We start from the raw sequence: 16,365 nt of genomic DNA, 5'->3' as shown, positions 1-16,365 counted from the left end.
TGAGGAAGCCGCCGGGGCCTGCGGCGGGAAATAGCGCGGTCGCCAGCGACAAGGGAGAATGGCGGACGCCTTTGCGGCTCCAGGCCCTGCCTTCACATCCGCGCTGGGCACTGTTGACAGCTGTCAACAGCGCGCCCTTCTCCCGGCGGTCCTGTCCGGCGGGCCTCTCCACGGCGCCCGGAACGAACCGGCCGCCGTGGTGTGAGACGCAACAGCGCCGGGCATGGCGCGGGGAGGGCCTTATGCCGGGGAGGGAATTTCCACATAGCCGCGCCGTCGCTTGGCCCGGGCGAGCGTCGAGGCGCGCATCAGGGCGGCTTCCGTGTCGGGTTGCGGCTCGATCCTGCGGCGCCCCTGCCTGCCGATCCTGCCCCATTCGCGCACCAGCAGGATCTCGCCGAACAGATCGCGCTCTACCGCCAGCCGGTAGAAGCGCTTCATGTTGCGGGCCGGATCGCGCCGTTCGAGATGGAAGAGCGAGGTGTTCGTCATGCCGCCATTGTCGGACGGGGCGATTTTCGCGTCCAATGATTTTTCCGAATCGATCCGGCGTCATAGATTCATGTTGTTGATGCCCTATCGTTGCCGGCCTGCGGGCAGGCCGGCCCGCTGTTGACAGCTGTCAACGGTGCGAAAACGGGGATGGCCGCAAAAAAGAGTGCTGTGAAAACAGGACCGGCAATGCCGTTTCATCCCCGTCGGCCGGAACGGGATTATCATCCAGGGCGTCGGGAGAGCCTCCCGGCGGCAAGTTTTCGTTAACCAAAAAGGGCTTGACGCGACTCGGAGCGTCATCCAACCCTTTTACGGGAAAGGACGCAGATGAAGAGAATTTCCGTAAATCTGCAAGAGACCTGTAGGTTTCAGCTCCTGCGTATATGCGCGAAACAGAGAATCGCGCAGAATGGAACAAGAATACACGTGAGCGGCAGTCGTGTCCCAGGGGCGGCTCCGTTGACGAAGAAAAGGATGGAGACAGTTGATGGCCACGCCGTCAGACCCCGCAGTTGAAGAAAAGGCGTCCAGCCTGCGTCCGGCCGATGAAACGATCGCCGAGGACGCGCATGCGCTTTCGCTTCAGCTCCAGGCGATGCGCGACCGGCTGTTCGCGCCGACGTCGCAGAAGACGCTGCGCAGCTTTTCCTCCGGGGAAGCCGCGCGTCTGGTCGGCGTTTCGGACGGCTACCTGCGGCAATTGTCGCTGGCGGGAGAGGGACCTCAGCCCGAGGTGGGCGCCGGCGGCCGCCGCTCCTATTCGCTCGCCGATATCGACGCGCTGCGCCACTATCTCGCCGAGCAGGCCCTTTCCAAGGGCAACACGGCCAAGGCCCGTTCCTATGTCAAATGGCGCGATCCCGCCCGCGGCGAACACCTGCAGGTGATTTCGGTCACCAACTTCAAGGGCGGTTCCGGCAAGACCACCTCGTCGGTGCATCTTGCCCAGCATCTCGCCATGGCGGGATACCGCGTGCTTGCCATCGATCTCGATCCGCAGGCTTCGCTCTCGGCGCTCTTCGGCTACCAGCCGGAACTGGACCTTGCCGGCAACGATACGATCTACGGCGCGATCCGCTATGACGACGAGCGGCGCTCGCTGAAGGGCATCGTCCGCAAGACCTATTTCCACAATCTGGACCTGGTGCCCGGCAATCTCGAACTGCAGGAATTCGAGCATGCCACGCCGCGGGTGCTCGCCGCCCGCCGTCCGGGCGATGCGACGTCGCTTTTCTTCACCCGCGTCCAGGCGGCCCTCGAGGAGGTGGCGGAGGATTACGACGTCGTGGTGATCGACTGCCCGCCGCAGCTCGGTTATCTCACGCTGTCGGCGCTGTGCGCCTCGACCTCTGTTATCGTCACCGTGCACCCGCAGATGCTCGATGTCGCCTCAATGAGCCAGTTCCTGTTCATGACCTCCGACCTGCTCGGCGTCGTGCGCGAAGCCGGCGGCCAGCTGAACTTCGACTTCCTGCGTTATCTCGTCACCCGCTTCGAGCCGCACGATGCGCCGCAGGCGCAGATCGTCGGCTTCCTGCGCTCGCTTTTCGGCAATCGCGTGCTGACCGCGACGATGCTGAAATCCACCGCCATTTCCGATGCGGGCCTCACCAAGCAGACGCTCTACGAGGTCGGCCGCGAGAATTTCTCGCGCGGCACCTATGACAGGGCGATGGAATCGCTCGACGCGGTGAACAGCGAGATCGAGCAGCTCGTTCAGGCGGCATGGAGGCGATGAGCATGGCGGGACGGGATCGCAAGAATTCTTTGAAGGCCCTGTTCGGCGGTGAACTGCCGGCCACAGCCGCGCCTGAGGCCGGTGGAGCGCCGGCCGTGCGGGCGCCCGAGACGAAATCCGTTCAGCCGCCGCCCGAGGCGGAGCCTGCCGGACCTTCGGCGGCGCCGGCAGCGCCCGGCCGGGCCTCGTCCGGCGCGGTTCGCACGATGGGACTGACGCTGACCTCGATCAGCCGGGAAATGGAAGAGGCGCGGGCGCTTCGCGAGGCGCTGGAAAACGGCGAGCGGATCCTCGCCCTCGACCCCGACAAGATCGAGGCATCCTTCATCAGCGACCGGCTGAGCGACGAGGACCGGGACGATCCGGATTTCCTGCTGCTGGTGGAAAGCATGCGCGAGACCGGCCAGCAGGTGCCGATCCTAGTTCGTCCCCATGGCGAGACGCCGGACCGCTACCAGGTGGCCTACGGGCACCGGCGCCTGAAGGCGGCGCGCAGGCTCGGACAGCCCGTCAGGGCGATCGTCCGGACGCTGAGCGACGACGAACTGGTTCTGGCCCAGGGCAAGGAAAATGCCGAGCGGCGCAATCTGAGCTTCATCGAGCGGGCGGTCTTTGCCCGTTCGCTGGAAGAGCGGGGCTTCGACCGCAAGCTGATCTGCGATGCGCTGGCAGTGCAGAAGAGCGAGCTTTCGCGGTTGCTGCAAGTGGCCGATGCGGTTCCCGTGCGGTTCATCCGCGCCATCGGCCCCGCGCCGAAGGCGGGGCGCGAACGCTGGATGGCGCTTGGCGAGATCTTCCTCACCGGCAATGGCGCCGAGATCGAAAAGGCGGACGACGAGATCGCCTCGGAACGCTTCCGCGCGGCAGACAGCGACGCCCGTTTCCAGATGCTGTTCGACCGGGCGCTGCCCGTGCATCTGCGTCCCAAGGCAAAGGAGGCGCCGCTGGAGCTGAAGACGCCCGACGGCCGGCTCTTCGCACGCATCGAACGGCGGGGCAGGGCGGTGAAGATCGATTTCGCGGCGGATGTCGCCCCGGCCTTCATCGACCGGCTGAGCGCGCGGCTGAACGAAGACTACGCAGCATTCATCGAGGAGCACTCCGCCGAGGGAAATGGCGGGACGTGAACCCGGATAACAGCGATTCGGCCGGCGGATAGCCCGGCCGACGACGATTGCAAGACCAGGAAAGGAAGCGCAGAGACAAGAAAAAAGGCCCCCAAAACGTCACCATTCCGGAAGCCCTCTTCTATGTAGCAATTCGAGAGAATCACTTCCGAAGGTCAAAGTCAAGAGTCGCGGACGAACCGTCCTGCGAAATGTGGAACTGCGTCCGTCTGAATGGCGACGTCGACGGGTCCGGCTTGTCTCCAGACAAGGGACCTGACGATGATGGAACGGATAGTGACGACGCCTTTCGGCGGCGGCAGGGTAAATGCGCGCATTTTTGCCAACCAGGCGAAGACGGCGAAGCGCCAGGAAAAGCTCAGGGCGGGCGAGGGCGGCAATGACAGCGGCCGCGCCGACAAATGGCAATTGCTGCGCGCGGTAACCGAAGCGCGCCGCACGCTTGGCCTTGGCGACCGCACGATCTGCGTGTTGGAAGCCCTGGTCTCCTTCAACAACGATCGGGAACTCGACGGCAGTGCGCCGATCATCGTCTTTCCGTCCAATCGCGAACTTTCGGTTCGTGCCCGCGGCATGGCGCCGGCGACGATCCGCAGGCATCTGGCGGTTCTGGTGGAGGCCGGCCTTGTCATTCGCCGCGACAGCGCCAACGGCAAGCGCTACTGCCTGCGGGACGAACGCGGGCTGGTGGAGGAGGCCTTCGGCTTCGACCTCGCGCCGCTGGCGCTGCGCGCCGGTGAAATCCATGCGGCGGCGGAAGCTGCCCGTCAGGAAGAGCGGGCCGCAAGGACATTGCGCAGCGAAGTGACGCTGCACCAGCGGGATATTTCGAGGATCGTCGCCTGTGCGCTGGAAGAGGCAAGGGCAGGCGACTGGCTCTCCATGGCGGAGCGCCTTGCGGCAATCTCGGGGCGTCTTGGACGCAATGCCGGGCTCGATGCGCTGGAGGCGCGCCGCACGGAACTCCTGCGGCTCAGGGCTGAAGTGGAAAACGCTTATCTTTCAAGCCTCTCGGAAGAAGAAATGAGCGCCAATGATCTTCAAACTGAGCGCCATATTCAGAATTCAAACACCGACCAATCATTTGAAATAAGCGGCAATGAACATAATACGGCGGGAGCCCGGTCGACGATGGAGGCCGCACCCGAGCGGAAAATGGCGGTCAGCCTCGACCGGTTGCGGCGATTGTGCCCGCAGATCGCCGATTATGCCCGAGACGGCATCCGCAACTGGTCGGATCTCTTGAAAACCGCGGATCTGGTGCGCTCCATGCTCGGCGTTTCGCCGGATGCCTGGCGCAAGGCGAAGGCGGCCATGGGCGAGCAGGCGGCGGCGGTGGTGATCGCCGTCATGCTGGAACGGGCGGATACCATCCGCTCGCCGGGCGGTTATCTGCGGGATCTGACGACAAAGGCCGAAAAGTCGGCGTTCAGCGTCTATCCGATGCTGCAGGCGCTGGAAAGGACGCGGGAGTGACGGCCAGCGGGAGTGTCCGCTTGCCGGCCTCTTCGTTGCTGCCGCAGCGATCGGTGTGTTCGTCCTGCACAAGTATAAGGAAAAGATCACCTGCGGCTGTTGGGCCCAAATGTAGTTCTTGACAGGAAGCAAGTCCGTTCCTAACCGTCGTTGCAACGGTAATTATTGCTGCTTCGTCGTGTTATGGCGGAACTATATTTTTCTTTTTCATTCAAAGCTTTCAGGCGGAGGTTGCTTCGGGATGGGGACAAGGACACGGTCTTTCCGACGCCATCTTGCGGCTCTTCTTGCGACAGTGGCCATGCCGGGCTATGCGCTGTCGCAGCAGGTCCTGCCCTCGGGCGGTGACTTCACCCAGGGTTCCGGTTCGATCGAGAGCCTTCCCTCGGGCCTCCTGATTAACCAGACGAGTCTGACCGGCATCATCGAATGGGGCGGGTTCTCGATTGGATCGGGAGCTTCCGTCCATTTCGACAACGGCGCGGGCGCGACGCTGAACCGGGTCAACGGCAATATCGCCTCGCAGATCGACGGTTCCCTGACCGCGACGGGCTCGCTCTACCTTATCAATCCCGCCGGCATCGTGGTCGGGCGGCAGGGGACGATTTTGACGGGCGGCAGCTTTTACGGCTCCACCCATGATGTCTCCGACGCGGATTTCCTCGCCGGCGGTGCCATGACCTTTGCCGGCCAGTCGAAGGCAAGCGTCGTCAATCTCGGCACCATCAGTTCGGCTTCCGGCGACGTGGCGCTGATCGCTCGGGCCGTTGAAAATTCCGGCACGATCACCGCCGAGAACGGCACGGTCGGGCTTCTCGCTGGCTACGAGATCCTGGCGAAGGACGAGGCTGACGAAAACGGCCTCTTTGCCGTGGTGGTTGGCGGTTCGGACACCGAGGCGACGAACTCAGGCACGATTGCGGCCGCCAATGCGGAATTGCGCGCCAATGGCGGCAATGTCTATGCGCTCGCCGGCAATACCGGCGGCGTCGTCAAGGCGACCGGCGTCACCAGCAAGGACGGCCGCATCTTCCTGACGGCGGGGGAGGGGGGCAAGGTCGAGGTCACCGGCAAGCTCAGCGCGACCCGCCAGCAAACGGCGTCCGCCAGCCTGCCGACGCGGGTGCCGGTTCCGCAGGCGCGGCCGGACAGCGGCGGCGATATCCGTATTTCCGGCGGCGATGTCATCATCAACGGCACGGTCGAGGCAACCGGCACCGCCGGTTCGGGCGGCACCGTCGTCGTGACCGGCGACAGGATCGCGCTTGGCTCGGTAGCGACGGTGGATGCCTCCGGCGCAACCGGCGGCACCGTGCTGATCGGCGGCGATTACCAGGGCGGTTACAATGCCGCGACGAAATTCCTCGACGAAGACGTGGCGACGGCCGACAAGGTGGCGGTTGCCGCCGGTGCCGCGATCCTTGTGGACGGCACCGCCGGCGCGGGCGGGCGAGCCGTGGTGTGGTCGGACGACACCACGGTCTTCGACGGCACGATCTCGGCGACCGGCGCCGGCACCGCCGCTGGCGGTCTCGTGGAAACCTCGGGGCACAACCTGCTGCTTGGGGACAATGTCTCTATTTCCACGCTCTCCGAACAGGGGGCAACTGGCACCTGGCTCATCGATCCCTACAACATCACCATTTCGTCGTCCGCATCCAACAATGCCTCGGTGAACGTGTCGTCCAACCCGTGGAACGTGCAGCCCACCACCAGCGGCGCGAACATCAACAACACGACCCTGAGCTCCTACCTTTCGAGCAGCAACGTCGCGATCACCACAAACGGCGCAGGCTCGGAAGCCGGCAACATCACTGTGGACGCTGCGGTATCATGGTCAGCCGCCACGACATTGTCGCTGCTAGCCGATGCGAGCACGGGCGGAGTCTTCATCAATGCCGCCATCACGGGATCGAATGCCGGCAGCGCACTCGTCCTCAGCGCCGGCGCCGGCGGCATCAGCCAGACGGCGGCCATCACGGCCGGCACTGTCACAGCGACCGCCGCCAACGGCGGCTCGGTGGCTCTCACCAATACCGGGAATGCCGTCTCCACGCTCGGTGCATCAAGCGCTGCGGGGTCTTTTGCCTTCACCAACAGCCAGGCACTGACCGTTTCCGGGCCGATAACCTCCAATGGCGCCCTCAGTCTGACCACGACGTTGGGCGACCTGACGATCAATGCGGCGCTCGCCGACAGCCATGTGAATGCAAACGTCAGCCTGTCTGCCGCCGGTACGCTGAAGATCGCCAAGGATCTGACCCTGAGCGGCACGAATGCGGTGCTGAGCCTCGGCTATGGCACGGCTTATTCGCTGCTCAACGGCGCCCGCGTGTCTTTGCCCGGCAGCGGCGCATCGCTCTCCGTCAACGGCACGGCCTATACGCTGATCCATGATGTGGCCGGCCTGCAGGCCATGGTCGACGGCACGAATTACGCGCTGGGCAACGATATCGACGCCTCGGCCACGGCAAGCTGGAACAGCGGTGCGGGTTTCAACCCGATTTCATCCTTTACCACGACGCTGACCGGCCTTGGGCACACGGTGGACGGCTTGACGATCAACCGTCCCGGGCAATCGACCGTCGGACTGATCGGCGTCTTGTGGGGAACCGTCAGGGATCTGACCCTGTCGAACATGTCGGTCATCGGCGCCGGAAGAGTTGGCACGGTCGCCGGCAATGTCTCCTTGGGATCGGTCGTCAACGTGCACGCGACCGGCAGCGTGACGGGCACGGCTGGCCAGATCGGCGGACTGGTCGGCTGGTTCGACCAGGGGACGATCTCCGGCTCCTCCTCGACTGCGACAGTCAGCGGCGGAGATGAGGTCGGCGGCCTGATCGGCCGTCTACGCGCCGGCTCGGTTTCCGATTCCTATGCGACGGGTTCGGTCACCGCAACCGGCGACTACGCCGGCGGATTTGCGGGCAGTGTCTACCAGGGCGGCACTCTCACCAATGTCTATGCCAGCGGCAGGGTGACGGGCCCGTCCAATACTGGTGGTTTGATCGGCGGGGAAATGGTGGCGGGCACGCTCACATTGACCAACGCCTATTGGGACATAAATTCCACCGGGCAGGCCACCAGCTTCGCCGGCACAGGCATCTCCAACGCCTCGGCCTATACGCAGGCGACCTATGCCGGCTTCGATTTCACCAATACCTGGGTGATGATCGCCGGCGAGACGCGCCCGATGTTGCGCAACGAATATTCGACAGTCATTACGACCGCGGCGGCGCTGCAGCTGATGTCGCTCGATCTCACCGCCAGCTACACGCTGGGAGCCGATATCGATCTGACCGGCGCGTTCACCGCCGTCGGCGGGTATTACAGCGGCCTGTGGGGTTCGTCGGGCTTCGTTTCCATCGGCAGCGACGCCTCGAACTTCACCGGCAGCTTCGACGGCCAGGGACATACGATCACAGGCCTGACGATCAACCGCGCCGGCACCAATTATGTCGGCCTGTTCGGCTATACGAACGGCGCAACCATCAGCAACGTGACACTTTCCGGCGGCAGCATCACCGGCAATGACGACGTCGGCGCGCTCATCGGCTACATGGTCGGCGGCTCGGTATCGAGTGCATCGGCGAGTGCGACCATCTCGGGTGTGAGCACCGGGGAGGCCAATACCGGCGGCCTCATCGGGGCGGTCGACGGCGGTGTCGTGAGCGGTTCCTCGGCAAGCGGCAGCGTCACCGGCGCCGGCTATCAGGTCGGCGGCCTTGTCGGCTACCTCTTCAACGGCGGCACGATCACGCAATCCTACGCCACGGGCAATGTCACCGGCACCGGGGGCAGCGACGGCTATATCGGCGGTCTTGTCGGCGGCAACGGCTATACCGGCGATGGTGGAACGATTTCCCAGTCTTATGCCACCGGCACGGTTACCGGCAGCGCGGGACCGATCGGCGGCTTCGTCGGGCATAACGAGGGGACGATCACCGATTCCTACGCAACCGGCCGTGTGATCGGCCTGGGATCGGCGGCAAACATCGGCGGTTTCGTCGGCGTGAATTTCGTCCACGGCACCATCACCAATGCCTATTCGACCGGCTACGTGACCGGCAGCGCCCAGGTCGGCGGCTTCGCCGGCTATAACAACAATAGCGCCTCGGCAATCACCAACGCCTACTGGGACACCCAGACCAGCGGACAGTCGATCGGCATCTATGGCGGTTCCGGCAGCGCTACCGCCCGCACCACCGCCCAGCTCCAGGGCAGCCTGCCTGCCGGCTTCTCCTCGTCCGTCTGGGGAACCGGAACGAACCTCTATCCCTATTTCAAATGGCAATATTCAACGACACCGGTCGCCATTTCGGGCACCGCCTATAGCGATGCCGGCACGACGGCGCTGGCGGGCGCGAATGTGACCGCCATTTCCGGCGGCAGCGGCATGGGCAGCGCCGTCACCGGCGCCAACGGCTATTATTACATCGTGCTCGCCCCCGGTTCCTCGCTCGCTTCGACCGGGGTGCTGACCTATCTCGACAACGGAGCGACAAAGGGGATCGCCTTCTCCGATATCGGCGGCACCAACGGCGCGCAGAACGTTTCGATCTACGGCACGGCGGCGCATCTGATTACCGGCGAGACGTCGCTTTCGGCAACGCAAACCAATTATTTCGTCACGTTCGGCAGCTATGCCGACACCGACCTCGGTTTTCTCTCCCCGTCCTCCTTCGCGTCGCTCACCACGTCGGGCGGCTATGGCGTCTACCTCAACGCCTCCGGCAACTACACGCTCGACACCAATCTCGGTTCGGCAGGCCTGCTGTCGCTCGACAGCGGCGGCACCTTCGGCGTCAGCGGCACGGTCGGGCTGACGGCCTGGGGTGACCTCGACATCGCGGACGCCATTTCCTGGTCGGATACGTCCAGCCTGACGCTGACCACGGTCACAAGCGGCGACATCACGCTGGGCGGCGCCGTTACCGCCGCCAACGGCACGCTCGTCATCTCCGCAGCCGGCACGGCCACCGCGTCGAGCGCCATCGATGTGGGCCTCTTCTCGCTGACGTCAGGCACATGGAGCCAGATCGCCGGTACGCTTGCCTCGTTCAACGCCACCGACTTCCGCCTCGGCGGCGGCACCACCTTCCTGCGCGCCACGGGCGGCGATGGCTCGGCGGCGACACCCTACCAGATCGTCGACGTCTACGGCCTGCAGGGCATGGCCTCCGCAAGCCTGCTTTCGGACGACTTCGTGCTGGCGGCGGATATCGACGCAAGCGGGACCTCCGGCTGGAATTCGGGCGCGGGTTTTGCGTCGATCGGTGACTTCGCGACCGGTTTTACCGGCAGCCTCGATGGCGCCGGCCACACGATAAGCGGCCTCTTCGTCAATCAGTCGGCTGGCCTTGGCGGGCTGTTCGGCAGAATCGACGGCACCGTCTCCGATCTTACCCTGTCGGGCTCCGTCACGGGCTCCGTAGCCGGCCTGCTGGGGAGCTACAACTTCGGCACGGTGAGCAATGTCTCGGTATCGGGCACGGCCTCGGCCGGCAACAGTCATTATGTCGGCGGCCTGATCGGCATGAACGCCGGCGCCATAACCAACAGCCATGCGGCCGTGACGGTCACGGCCGGCGACTATGCCTATGCGGGCGGCCTTGTGGCGTACAACGCCGCCGCCACATCCGGCGGGGTCGTCATCAGCACCGGCACCATCACCGGTAGCTGGGCCAGCGGCACCGTCGACGTCGGCGCGAACAGCGCCGCAGGCGGCCTTGCCGGCGCGAATGCCACCGGCATTTCGGCAAGCTATGCCACGGGCGCGGTGACCGGCGGCACCGATAGCCATGTGGGCGGCCTCGTAGGCATCAACACGGTGGACGGTGCGGCGGGCACCACCGGCTCCGTCGCCACCTCGTTCGCCACCGGCACGGTGACCGCAGGCAGCGGCACCACCGCGACGGCGGGCGGCCTCGTCGGCAGTAATGCCGGCGGCATCGCCAACGCTTACGCAACCGGCAATGTCAGCGGCGGCAATGTTGCCGGCGGTCTGGTCGGGGTGAATAGCGGGACGGTGGCAAACACCTACGCGACCGGCACGGTCGCGTCTTCGGCCGCACCTTACGGCGGACTGATCGGCAACAATTCCGGCACTGTCACGGCAAGCTTCTGGAACACGACGACCTCCGGCACGAGCCTCGGCGTCGGGATAGGCTCGGCAAGTGGCGTGACCGGCTTGACCACGGCCCAACTCACCTCGCTTTCCACCTTCGCCGCCGCCGGCTGGGATATCGACGATGCCGGCGGAACCGGCTCCGTCTGGCGCATCTATGACGGCTATACGGCGCCGCTGCTACGCGGCTTCATGACGAGCCTGACGATAACGGGCGGCGGCGGCACCAAGGTCTATGACGGCACGACGACCACCACGAATGTCGGCACGCTGACCTATAGCCTGCCGGGCTACGATACGGCGCAGGTCTTCGGAACGGCCGCCTATACGGCCGCCGGCGTTGATGTCGGCAGCTATTCGGGCGGGGCGCTTGCCCTTCATGGGCTCTATTCCGGCCAGTTCGGCTATGACATTTCCTTGCTTGCCGGCGCGCTGACGGTCACCCCGCGTTCCCTGACGGTGACGGCGGACAATCAGTCCATGGCCGCGGGCGGGGCCGTGCCGACCCTGAGCTATACGGTTGGCGGCATGGGCCTTGCGGGTGGCGATACGCTTTCGGGTGCACTGGCGACGCTCGCGACCTCCGGCTCGCCGGCCGGGACTTACGCGATCAGCCAGGGCACGCTCACGGCCTCGTCCAATTATGTGCTCACCTATGTGGGCGGCGTGCTGACGGTGGTCGCTGCGGCCGAGCCGGAGCCGGAACCCGACGCGGTGTTGCCGCAGGCGGCCTTCGAAGCGCCGTTCAGCTTGGGCCTGAGGGGTATTCCCGCCGAGCAGACCGTCGATACGTCGGGTCCCTGCGGGGCCGGCGCGGTATTGGGCGCGGCCTGCGCTCCGGTTCCCCATCCCGCCAACCGGTCGGTGGGTCCCTTCATCATTATCGGATCGCTGTAATGCCTATCGATCGACACGATACCTCCGGCCGACTGCGGCCGGTCTCCTGCGGCGGGCTCGGCTGCATTGCGGCGGTCGTTTCGCTTGCCGTCGCCGGCCCTGCGGCTGCGCAGTCCGCGGTCGAGCGCAACCTTCCCCCCGACGTGACGGGACCGGCCCCGGCCATTCGGCTGCCCGAGGAGGCAGGTGTCGCAGCGGATGACCGGCCGCTTGGGACGACGCTTGCCGGTATCCGGCTGATCGGACCGCGGGAGGAGCCGGCTATCGGCAGGGGCCGCGGCGTGGCCGTCGGCGATATCGGGGCGGGCCGGGATCTCAGCCCCGAACTCGACCGGGCGCTGCAACCCTTCCTCGGCAGGCCGCTTTCCATGTCGCTGATCGCCGACAGCCAGGCGGCCGTCGCCGGCGTCTATCGCAAGGCCGGCTATCCCTTCGTTTCGGTGACCATACCGCCGCATGAAATCACCGGCGGCGTTCTCAATCTGAGGGTGATGGAATTCGGCTTCGGCACGGTTTCCGCTCGGGGTGTGGAAGGCGAGCGCGCCCGCCGGCTTGTCGCGCAGGTCCGGGCAGGCGAGGGGAGCCGCATTTCGTCCGCCGGCGTCAACGAGGATCTGGCCTGGCTCAACCGCTCTCCCTTCCGCCGGGTGCAGGGCCTTTTTTCTCCAGGCACCGAACTCGGCCGTTCCGATCTCGTGCTGGACGTCACGAAGGCCAAGCCCTGGCAGGTCTATGCCGGCTATGCCAATACCGGCGCGGAAGGCACGGATCGCAACCGCTTCTTCCTCGGCGCGGGTTTTGCCATTCCCGGCATCGACGGTGCCTTCGGCTCCTATCAGCTGACGGGATCTCCCGATCTCCTCGAGGATCTTCAGGGCGTCTTTCCCGATCACGACGGCAGCCGGGCCAGATATCTCAGCCATTCCGGCCGTTTCGTCGTGCCGCTTGCCGGCCGGCAGGCGATCGAATTCAGCCCGGCCTTTATCGCGACGCGACAGGAAAGCGATCTCTTCACTTTCGACGACACCATCGTCGAGCTTCCGCTCTACTATCGCAGCGCGCTGTCCAACATATTGCCCGGCGCCTATGGCGGCGAGGTTTATGCCGGTGTGGAATACAAGCATCTTTCGCGCGATGCCTTCTTCTCGGACATCGGGATCGGCGGCGCGGAAGCCGCGCTTTTCCAGTTCGGCCTCGGCTGGAGCCAGACATTCGACGATACCCACGGCGCGACGGATCTCGATATCCACGTCAAGGCCAATCCGGGCGGGATCGTTTCCGACAACAGCGACAGCGCCTGGAACAGCTTTTCGAACGGCGCGATCACCGATGTCAGCTATGCCTATCTCGCCGGTCGCCTCGGCCGGCGCACCGAACTCGGCGGCGGTTTCGAACTCGGCAACGACATCCAGTTCCAGCTGGCCGGCCAGGCGCTTCCCGATACCGAGCGGCTCTCCCTCGGCGGGCTGGACGGCGTGCGCGGCTACGACCTGGACGACGGGGTGGCCGATACGGGTGTCATCCTGCGCAACGAACTGCGCGCGCCGGTGCTGTCGCCGATGGGGAACGACTGGCTTTCGCCCTTCGCCTTCGTCGATCTCGGCTTTGGCCGCAACAAGGTTTCGGACGATGGCATTTCACTCGCCAGCGCCGGCGCCGGCCTCGACTACGGCATTGCCGACAATTTCAGTCTCAACATGACGGCCGCCTTCGCCCTCGCGGACCAGGGAGAGCGGGAGGCGGGCGACTTCGATTTCAAGATCAGGATCACCGCGCGCTACTGACGCGGTCTCCTTTCCGGTTCCAGAGCAAAGAGCACGATCGACATGAAGACACTCGCCAAGGCCGCCGCCCTTTTCCTGCCACTTGCCGCCGTCGTTCCGGCGAAGGCGCAGGACGCCGCCGCGACGCTTCCCGGCGGCGCGAACGCTCTGCAGGAGACCTATCAGGACTGGCGCGTCGCCTGTAACGTCGTCCAGGGCGGCAAGATCTGTTCGATGTCCCAGTTGCAGACCCAGCAGAACGGCCAGAGGGTAATGGCGATCGAGCTGCAGCTTGCCAAGGGCAGCAGCGTCAACGGTGTCGTCGCTCTGCCGTTCGGCCTCAAGCTCGAGGCGGGCGCCGGCCTGCAGATCGACGACAAGCCGGCTCTTCCGCAACTGCGCTTCTCCACCTGCCTGCCTGTCGGATGCCTCGTGCCGGTGACGTTCTCCTCCGAAAACCTGGCGGCGCTGAAGAGCGGCACGGCGATCAAGGTTTCCGCCACCCCGATCGACAACTCGCAGCCTCTTGCCCTTTCCGTCTCGCTAAAAGGCTTCGCCGCCGCCCTCGACCGCCTGGCAGAGCTCCAGAAGGGCTGAGTGTCCGGTTCCGGCCTGCGGAAACTCCGCGGCATCGCATTCGAATAACGTCTTTCCGTCTTTCGGCGGCAGCATCGCCGCATCGCTGACGGCTGTCTCCGCCACGGCAGCGGCCGTTTTGCCGCGCTTGCGCGCGTGTTTTCCATAAAAGAGAACAAGGAGCGATAATGCAACATTATCCGTCGTTATAAAATCGAGACGAGCTGTGCGGTTTGTGTCGAAAATCCTGGAATAATCGCTCGCCTCTGCTATCCTCTCTCCCATGGATTCGACCACGCACCCGACCGATATTCTGACCCCGGTTCTCTCCCGCCTACCAAGTTGGGCGAGGCAGCCCCGCCCAAATCCCGACAACGCAGACGCCGCCTTCGCCACCGGCGTTGCCTTGAAATCACTCGATGATCTGGTGCGGTCAAGCCCAGCCTGGGCCGGCTGCTGGCGCGCCCGTCAGGCCCTCAAATGCGCCGCGGCAGCGGTGCGATTGATGGGCCGGAACGAAGACGAAAACGCGCTGCGCGACGCCGTTCTGCTCACCGCAGTTGGCGACGATCCAGGACCGGCCGGCCGGGTGTTTCTCGCCTATAAAGGGCTTGCAACCCGAAAACCCGGCTTTTCCTCGAAGGCCCTGGCCGAACTCGCCGATTTGTTGGGCTTGGCATGGGACGGGCGGCTGGCCACCGCCGTCGATCTTGCCGATGCGGCGCTGCAGTCGGGCCGGCCGGCGCCCTTCGCCGCTGCGGACCTGGTGACGGAGATTGTCGCCGTCCGCCCGGACGCCGAGCCGCTGGCATGGGCGCTCGCCGATATCCTGATCGCCGCGAAACTCAAATGGGAACGGCCCGTGCCGCTGCTGATGGCCGAGCGTTACGGTCCGGCCTTCCGCACGCTCGGGGGCAGGGGGCGTATTCGTCCGGGCGATGACGTATTCGGGCGGGCGGTATGTCTGGCGCTCGTTGAGGCCATCGATGCGGCGCTACGGAGTGCCGGCGATATTGGACGCCGCGCCGAAAGCCTCCTCCTGGTCGCGCCGAAGGTGCGCACCAAGGGGGCGGAGGCGGTCATCCGCAAACTGCTCGATGACGATGCTATCGCGGCATCTGCTCCCGGAACCAACCTGTCGCGTTGGGCCAGCAGCCGCATGTTCGAACGGCTTCAGGGTTTTGGTGCCGTGCGTGAACTGTCGGGTCGAACGAGCTTCCGGATTTACGGGGTGTAACCATGGGGGGACCGCATTTGGAAAGAGCGATGAGGAAGACCAAACCCCGAAGCGAGGTCCTCATCGATCGTGAACTTCAGGATCTGCCCCCGGAACTACGCTGGCGCGAATGGATGCTGCGCGTCGAAGCCGTCATCTTCGCCTCGGTCGAGCCAGTCGATCGCGAGACGTTGGCCCGGGTGGTGGGGCGGGACTGCAGTATCGACCTTTTGGTGGAGGACCTGCGCGAAGATCTCGTCGGCAGACCATACGATATCGTTTCCGTCGCAGGCGGCTGGCAGCATCGGACACGCGCCAGTTATGGGCCGATCATCCGTGCCTCGTTCGCACCGACGCGCTCGATTTCCGCGAACCTTTCGGAGCACGAGGCTGCCGTCTTGATGGCGATCGCTTACTTTCAGCCCGTGACCCGGGCGGAACTGATGAAGGTCTTCGGCAAGGAGATTTCCCGCGACACGATTGCCGATCTCCGTTCTGCGGGTTTTCTCGCCTCCGGTCCGCGCAGTCCCTCGCCCGGAGCTCCTTACACCTATGTCACGACAAAGCAATTCCTCTCTGCTTTCGGCTTCGAGACGCTCCGCGATCTGCCAGACATCGAGGCACTTGAGGATGCCGGGCTGCTCAGCCGGAAAGCGGACTCCGCGGTGGATACAGATGAGGATCAAAGCCAAAGCGAAGAGGAGGGGGCGCCGGAGGAGGATCATGACTGGGACGACGACACGTTCAGGACAACGTCCTAGATTATCCGTCCGGGACGCGCTCGAGACTCTGGATGGGACCCTCGATCCTTTATCTTTTGCGGAATCATTGAAAGGATACGCAATCAGTAGAGCCGTCCATCGTGACGCCGGCACTTGAATGGCCGGCGCCATAATCGGGGTGTGTATCCAGCATTTAGGGCCGCAGATCTGGAGCTGATCAGACGATGC

10 protein-coding genes are annotated in these 16,365 nt (G+C 64.8%); 8 read left to right on the top strand and 2 right to left on the bottom strand.

Annotated elements, in window-relative coordinates; translation table 11 throughout:
- Positions 1-240: 240 nt before the first annotated feature.
- Complete coding sequence (locus tag J5N58_RS13910) at positions 241-528, bottom strand: WGR domain-containing protein (RefSeq protein ID WP_244711259.1); 288 nt, start codon at positions 526-528, stop codon at positions 241-243.
- Positions 529-982: 454 nt separating this feature from the next.
- On the opposite strand from J5N58_RS13910, the gene repA reads away from it, so the two are divergent.
- From repA to J5N58_RS13880, 6 genes are all read left to right on the top strand, one after another.
- Complete coding sequence (gene repA / locus J5N58_RS13905; protein ID WP_113339777.1) at positions 983-2,233, top strand: plasmid partitioning protein RepA; 1,251 nt, start codon at positions 983-985, stop codon at positions 2,231-2,233.
- 2 nt (positions 2,234-2,235) lie between these two features.
- Positions 2,236-3,360 (top strand): plasmid partitioning protein RepB, encoded by a 1,125-nt coding sequence (gene repB / locus J5N58_RS13900; protein ID WP_113339778.1) that lies wholly within the window; start codon positions 2,236-2,238, stop codon positions 3,358-3,360.
- A gap of 261 nt (positions 3,361-3,621) precedes the next feature.
- Positions 3,622-4,836 (top strand): plasmid replication protein RepC, encoded by a 1,215-nt coding sequence (repC, locus tag J5N58_RS13895; RefSeq protein ID WP_244711257.1) that lies wholly within the window; start codon positions 3,622-3,624, stop codon positions 4,834-4,836.
- 241 nt (positions 4,837-5,077) lie between these two features.
- Positions 5,078-11,860 carry a GLUG motif-containing protein gene (locus J5N58_RS13890; RefSeq protein ID WP_244711255.1) on the top strand — a complete coding sequence of 2,261 codons (6,783 nt, stop codon included), beginning with the start codon at positions 5,078-5,080 and terminating at the stop codon, positions 11,858-11,860.
- On the top strand, positions 11,860-13,644 hold the full coding sequence (locus J5N58_RS13885; protein ID WP_244711252.1) for a ShlB/FhaC/HecB family hemolysin secretion/activation protein: 1,785 nt from the start codon (positions 11,860-11,862) through the stop codon (positions 13,642-13,644). Before J5N58_RS13890 ends, J5N58_RS13885 begins: the two co-directional genes overlap by 1 nt.
- A 42-nt stretch (positions 13,645-13,686) precedes the next feature.
- Positions 13,687-14,220 (top strand): invasion associated locus B family protein, encoded by a 534-nt coding sequence (locus tag J5N58_RS13880; RefSeq protein ID WP_112829634.1) that lies wholly within the window; start codon positions 13,687-13,689, stop codon positions 14,218-14,220.
- Here J5N58_RS13880 and J5N58_RS13875 read toward each other — a convergent pair.
- Entirely contained in the window at positions 14,167-14,496 is a 330-nt protein-coding gene (locus tag J5N58_RS13875; RefSeq protein ID WP_244711250.1) for a hypothetical protein, read from the bottom strand. The two genes, J5N58_RS13880 and J5N58_RS13875, sit on opposite strands and share 54 nt — an antisense overlap.
- On the opposite strand from J5N58_RS13875, the gene J5N58_RS13870 reads away from it, so the two are divergent.
- Entirely contained in the window at positions 14,483-15,436 is a 954-nt protein-coding gene (locus J5N58_RS13870; protein ID WP_113444429.1) for a DUF1403 family protein, read from the top strand. The two genes, J5N58_RS13875 and J5N58_RS13870, sit on opposite strands and share 14 nt — an antisense overlap.
- 29 nt (positions 15,437-15,465) lie before the next feature.
- Complete coding sequence (gene scpB, locus J5N58_RS13865; RefSeq protein ID WP_244711248.1) at positions 15,466-16,176, top strand: SMC-Scp complex subunit ScpB; 711 nt, start codon at positions 15,466-15,468, stop codon at positions 16,174-16,176.
- The last annotated feature ends 189 nt before the right edge of the window (positions 16,177-16,365 follow it).

The sequence above is a fragment of the Paenirhizobium cremeum genome (assembly GCF_022884085.1).
Taxonomy (GTDB): domain Bacteria; phylum Pseudomonadota; class Alphaproteobacteria; order Rhizobiales; family Rhizobiaceae; genus Allorhizobium; species Allorhizobium cremeum.
The sequence above is the reverse complement of the archived record's forward strand: the minus strand, read 5'-3'. Positions and strand labels throughout refer to the sequence as shown.

Coding starts and splice junctions, on each gene's coding strand:
- repB (WP_113339778.1), top strand. CDS start 2,236: ATGGCGGGACGGGATCGCAAGAATTCTTTGAAGGCCCTGTTCGGCGGT.
- J5N58_RS13890 (WP_244711255.1), top strand. CDS start 5,078: ATGGGGACAAGGACACGGTCTTTCCGACGCCATCTTGCGGCTCTTCTT.
- repA (WP_113339777.1), top strand. CDS start 983: ATGGCCACGCCGTCAGACCCCGCAGTTGAAGAAAAGGCGTCCAGCCTG.
- J5N58_RS13880 (WP_112829634.1), top strand. CDS start 13,687: ATGAAGACACTCGCCAAGGCCGCCGCCCTTTTCCTGCCACTTGCCGCC.
- scpB (WP_244711248.1), top strand. CDS start 15,466: ATGAGGAAGACCAAACCCCGAAGCGAGGTCCTCATCGATCGTGAACTT.
- J5N58_RS13885 (WP_244711252.1), top strand. CDS start 11,860: ATGCCTATCGATCGACACGATACCTCCGGCCGACTGCGGCCGGTCTCC.
- repC (WP_244711257.1), top strand. CDS start 3,622: ATGATGGAACGGATAGTGACGACGCCTTTCGGCGGCGGCAGGGTAAAT.
- J5N58_RS13870 (WP_113444429.1), top strand. CDS start 14,483: ATGGATTCGACCACGCACCCGACCGATATTCTGACCCCGGTTCTCTCC.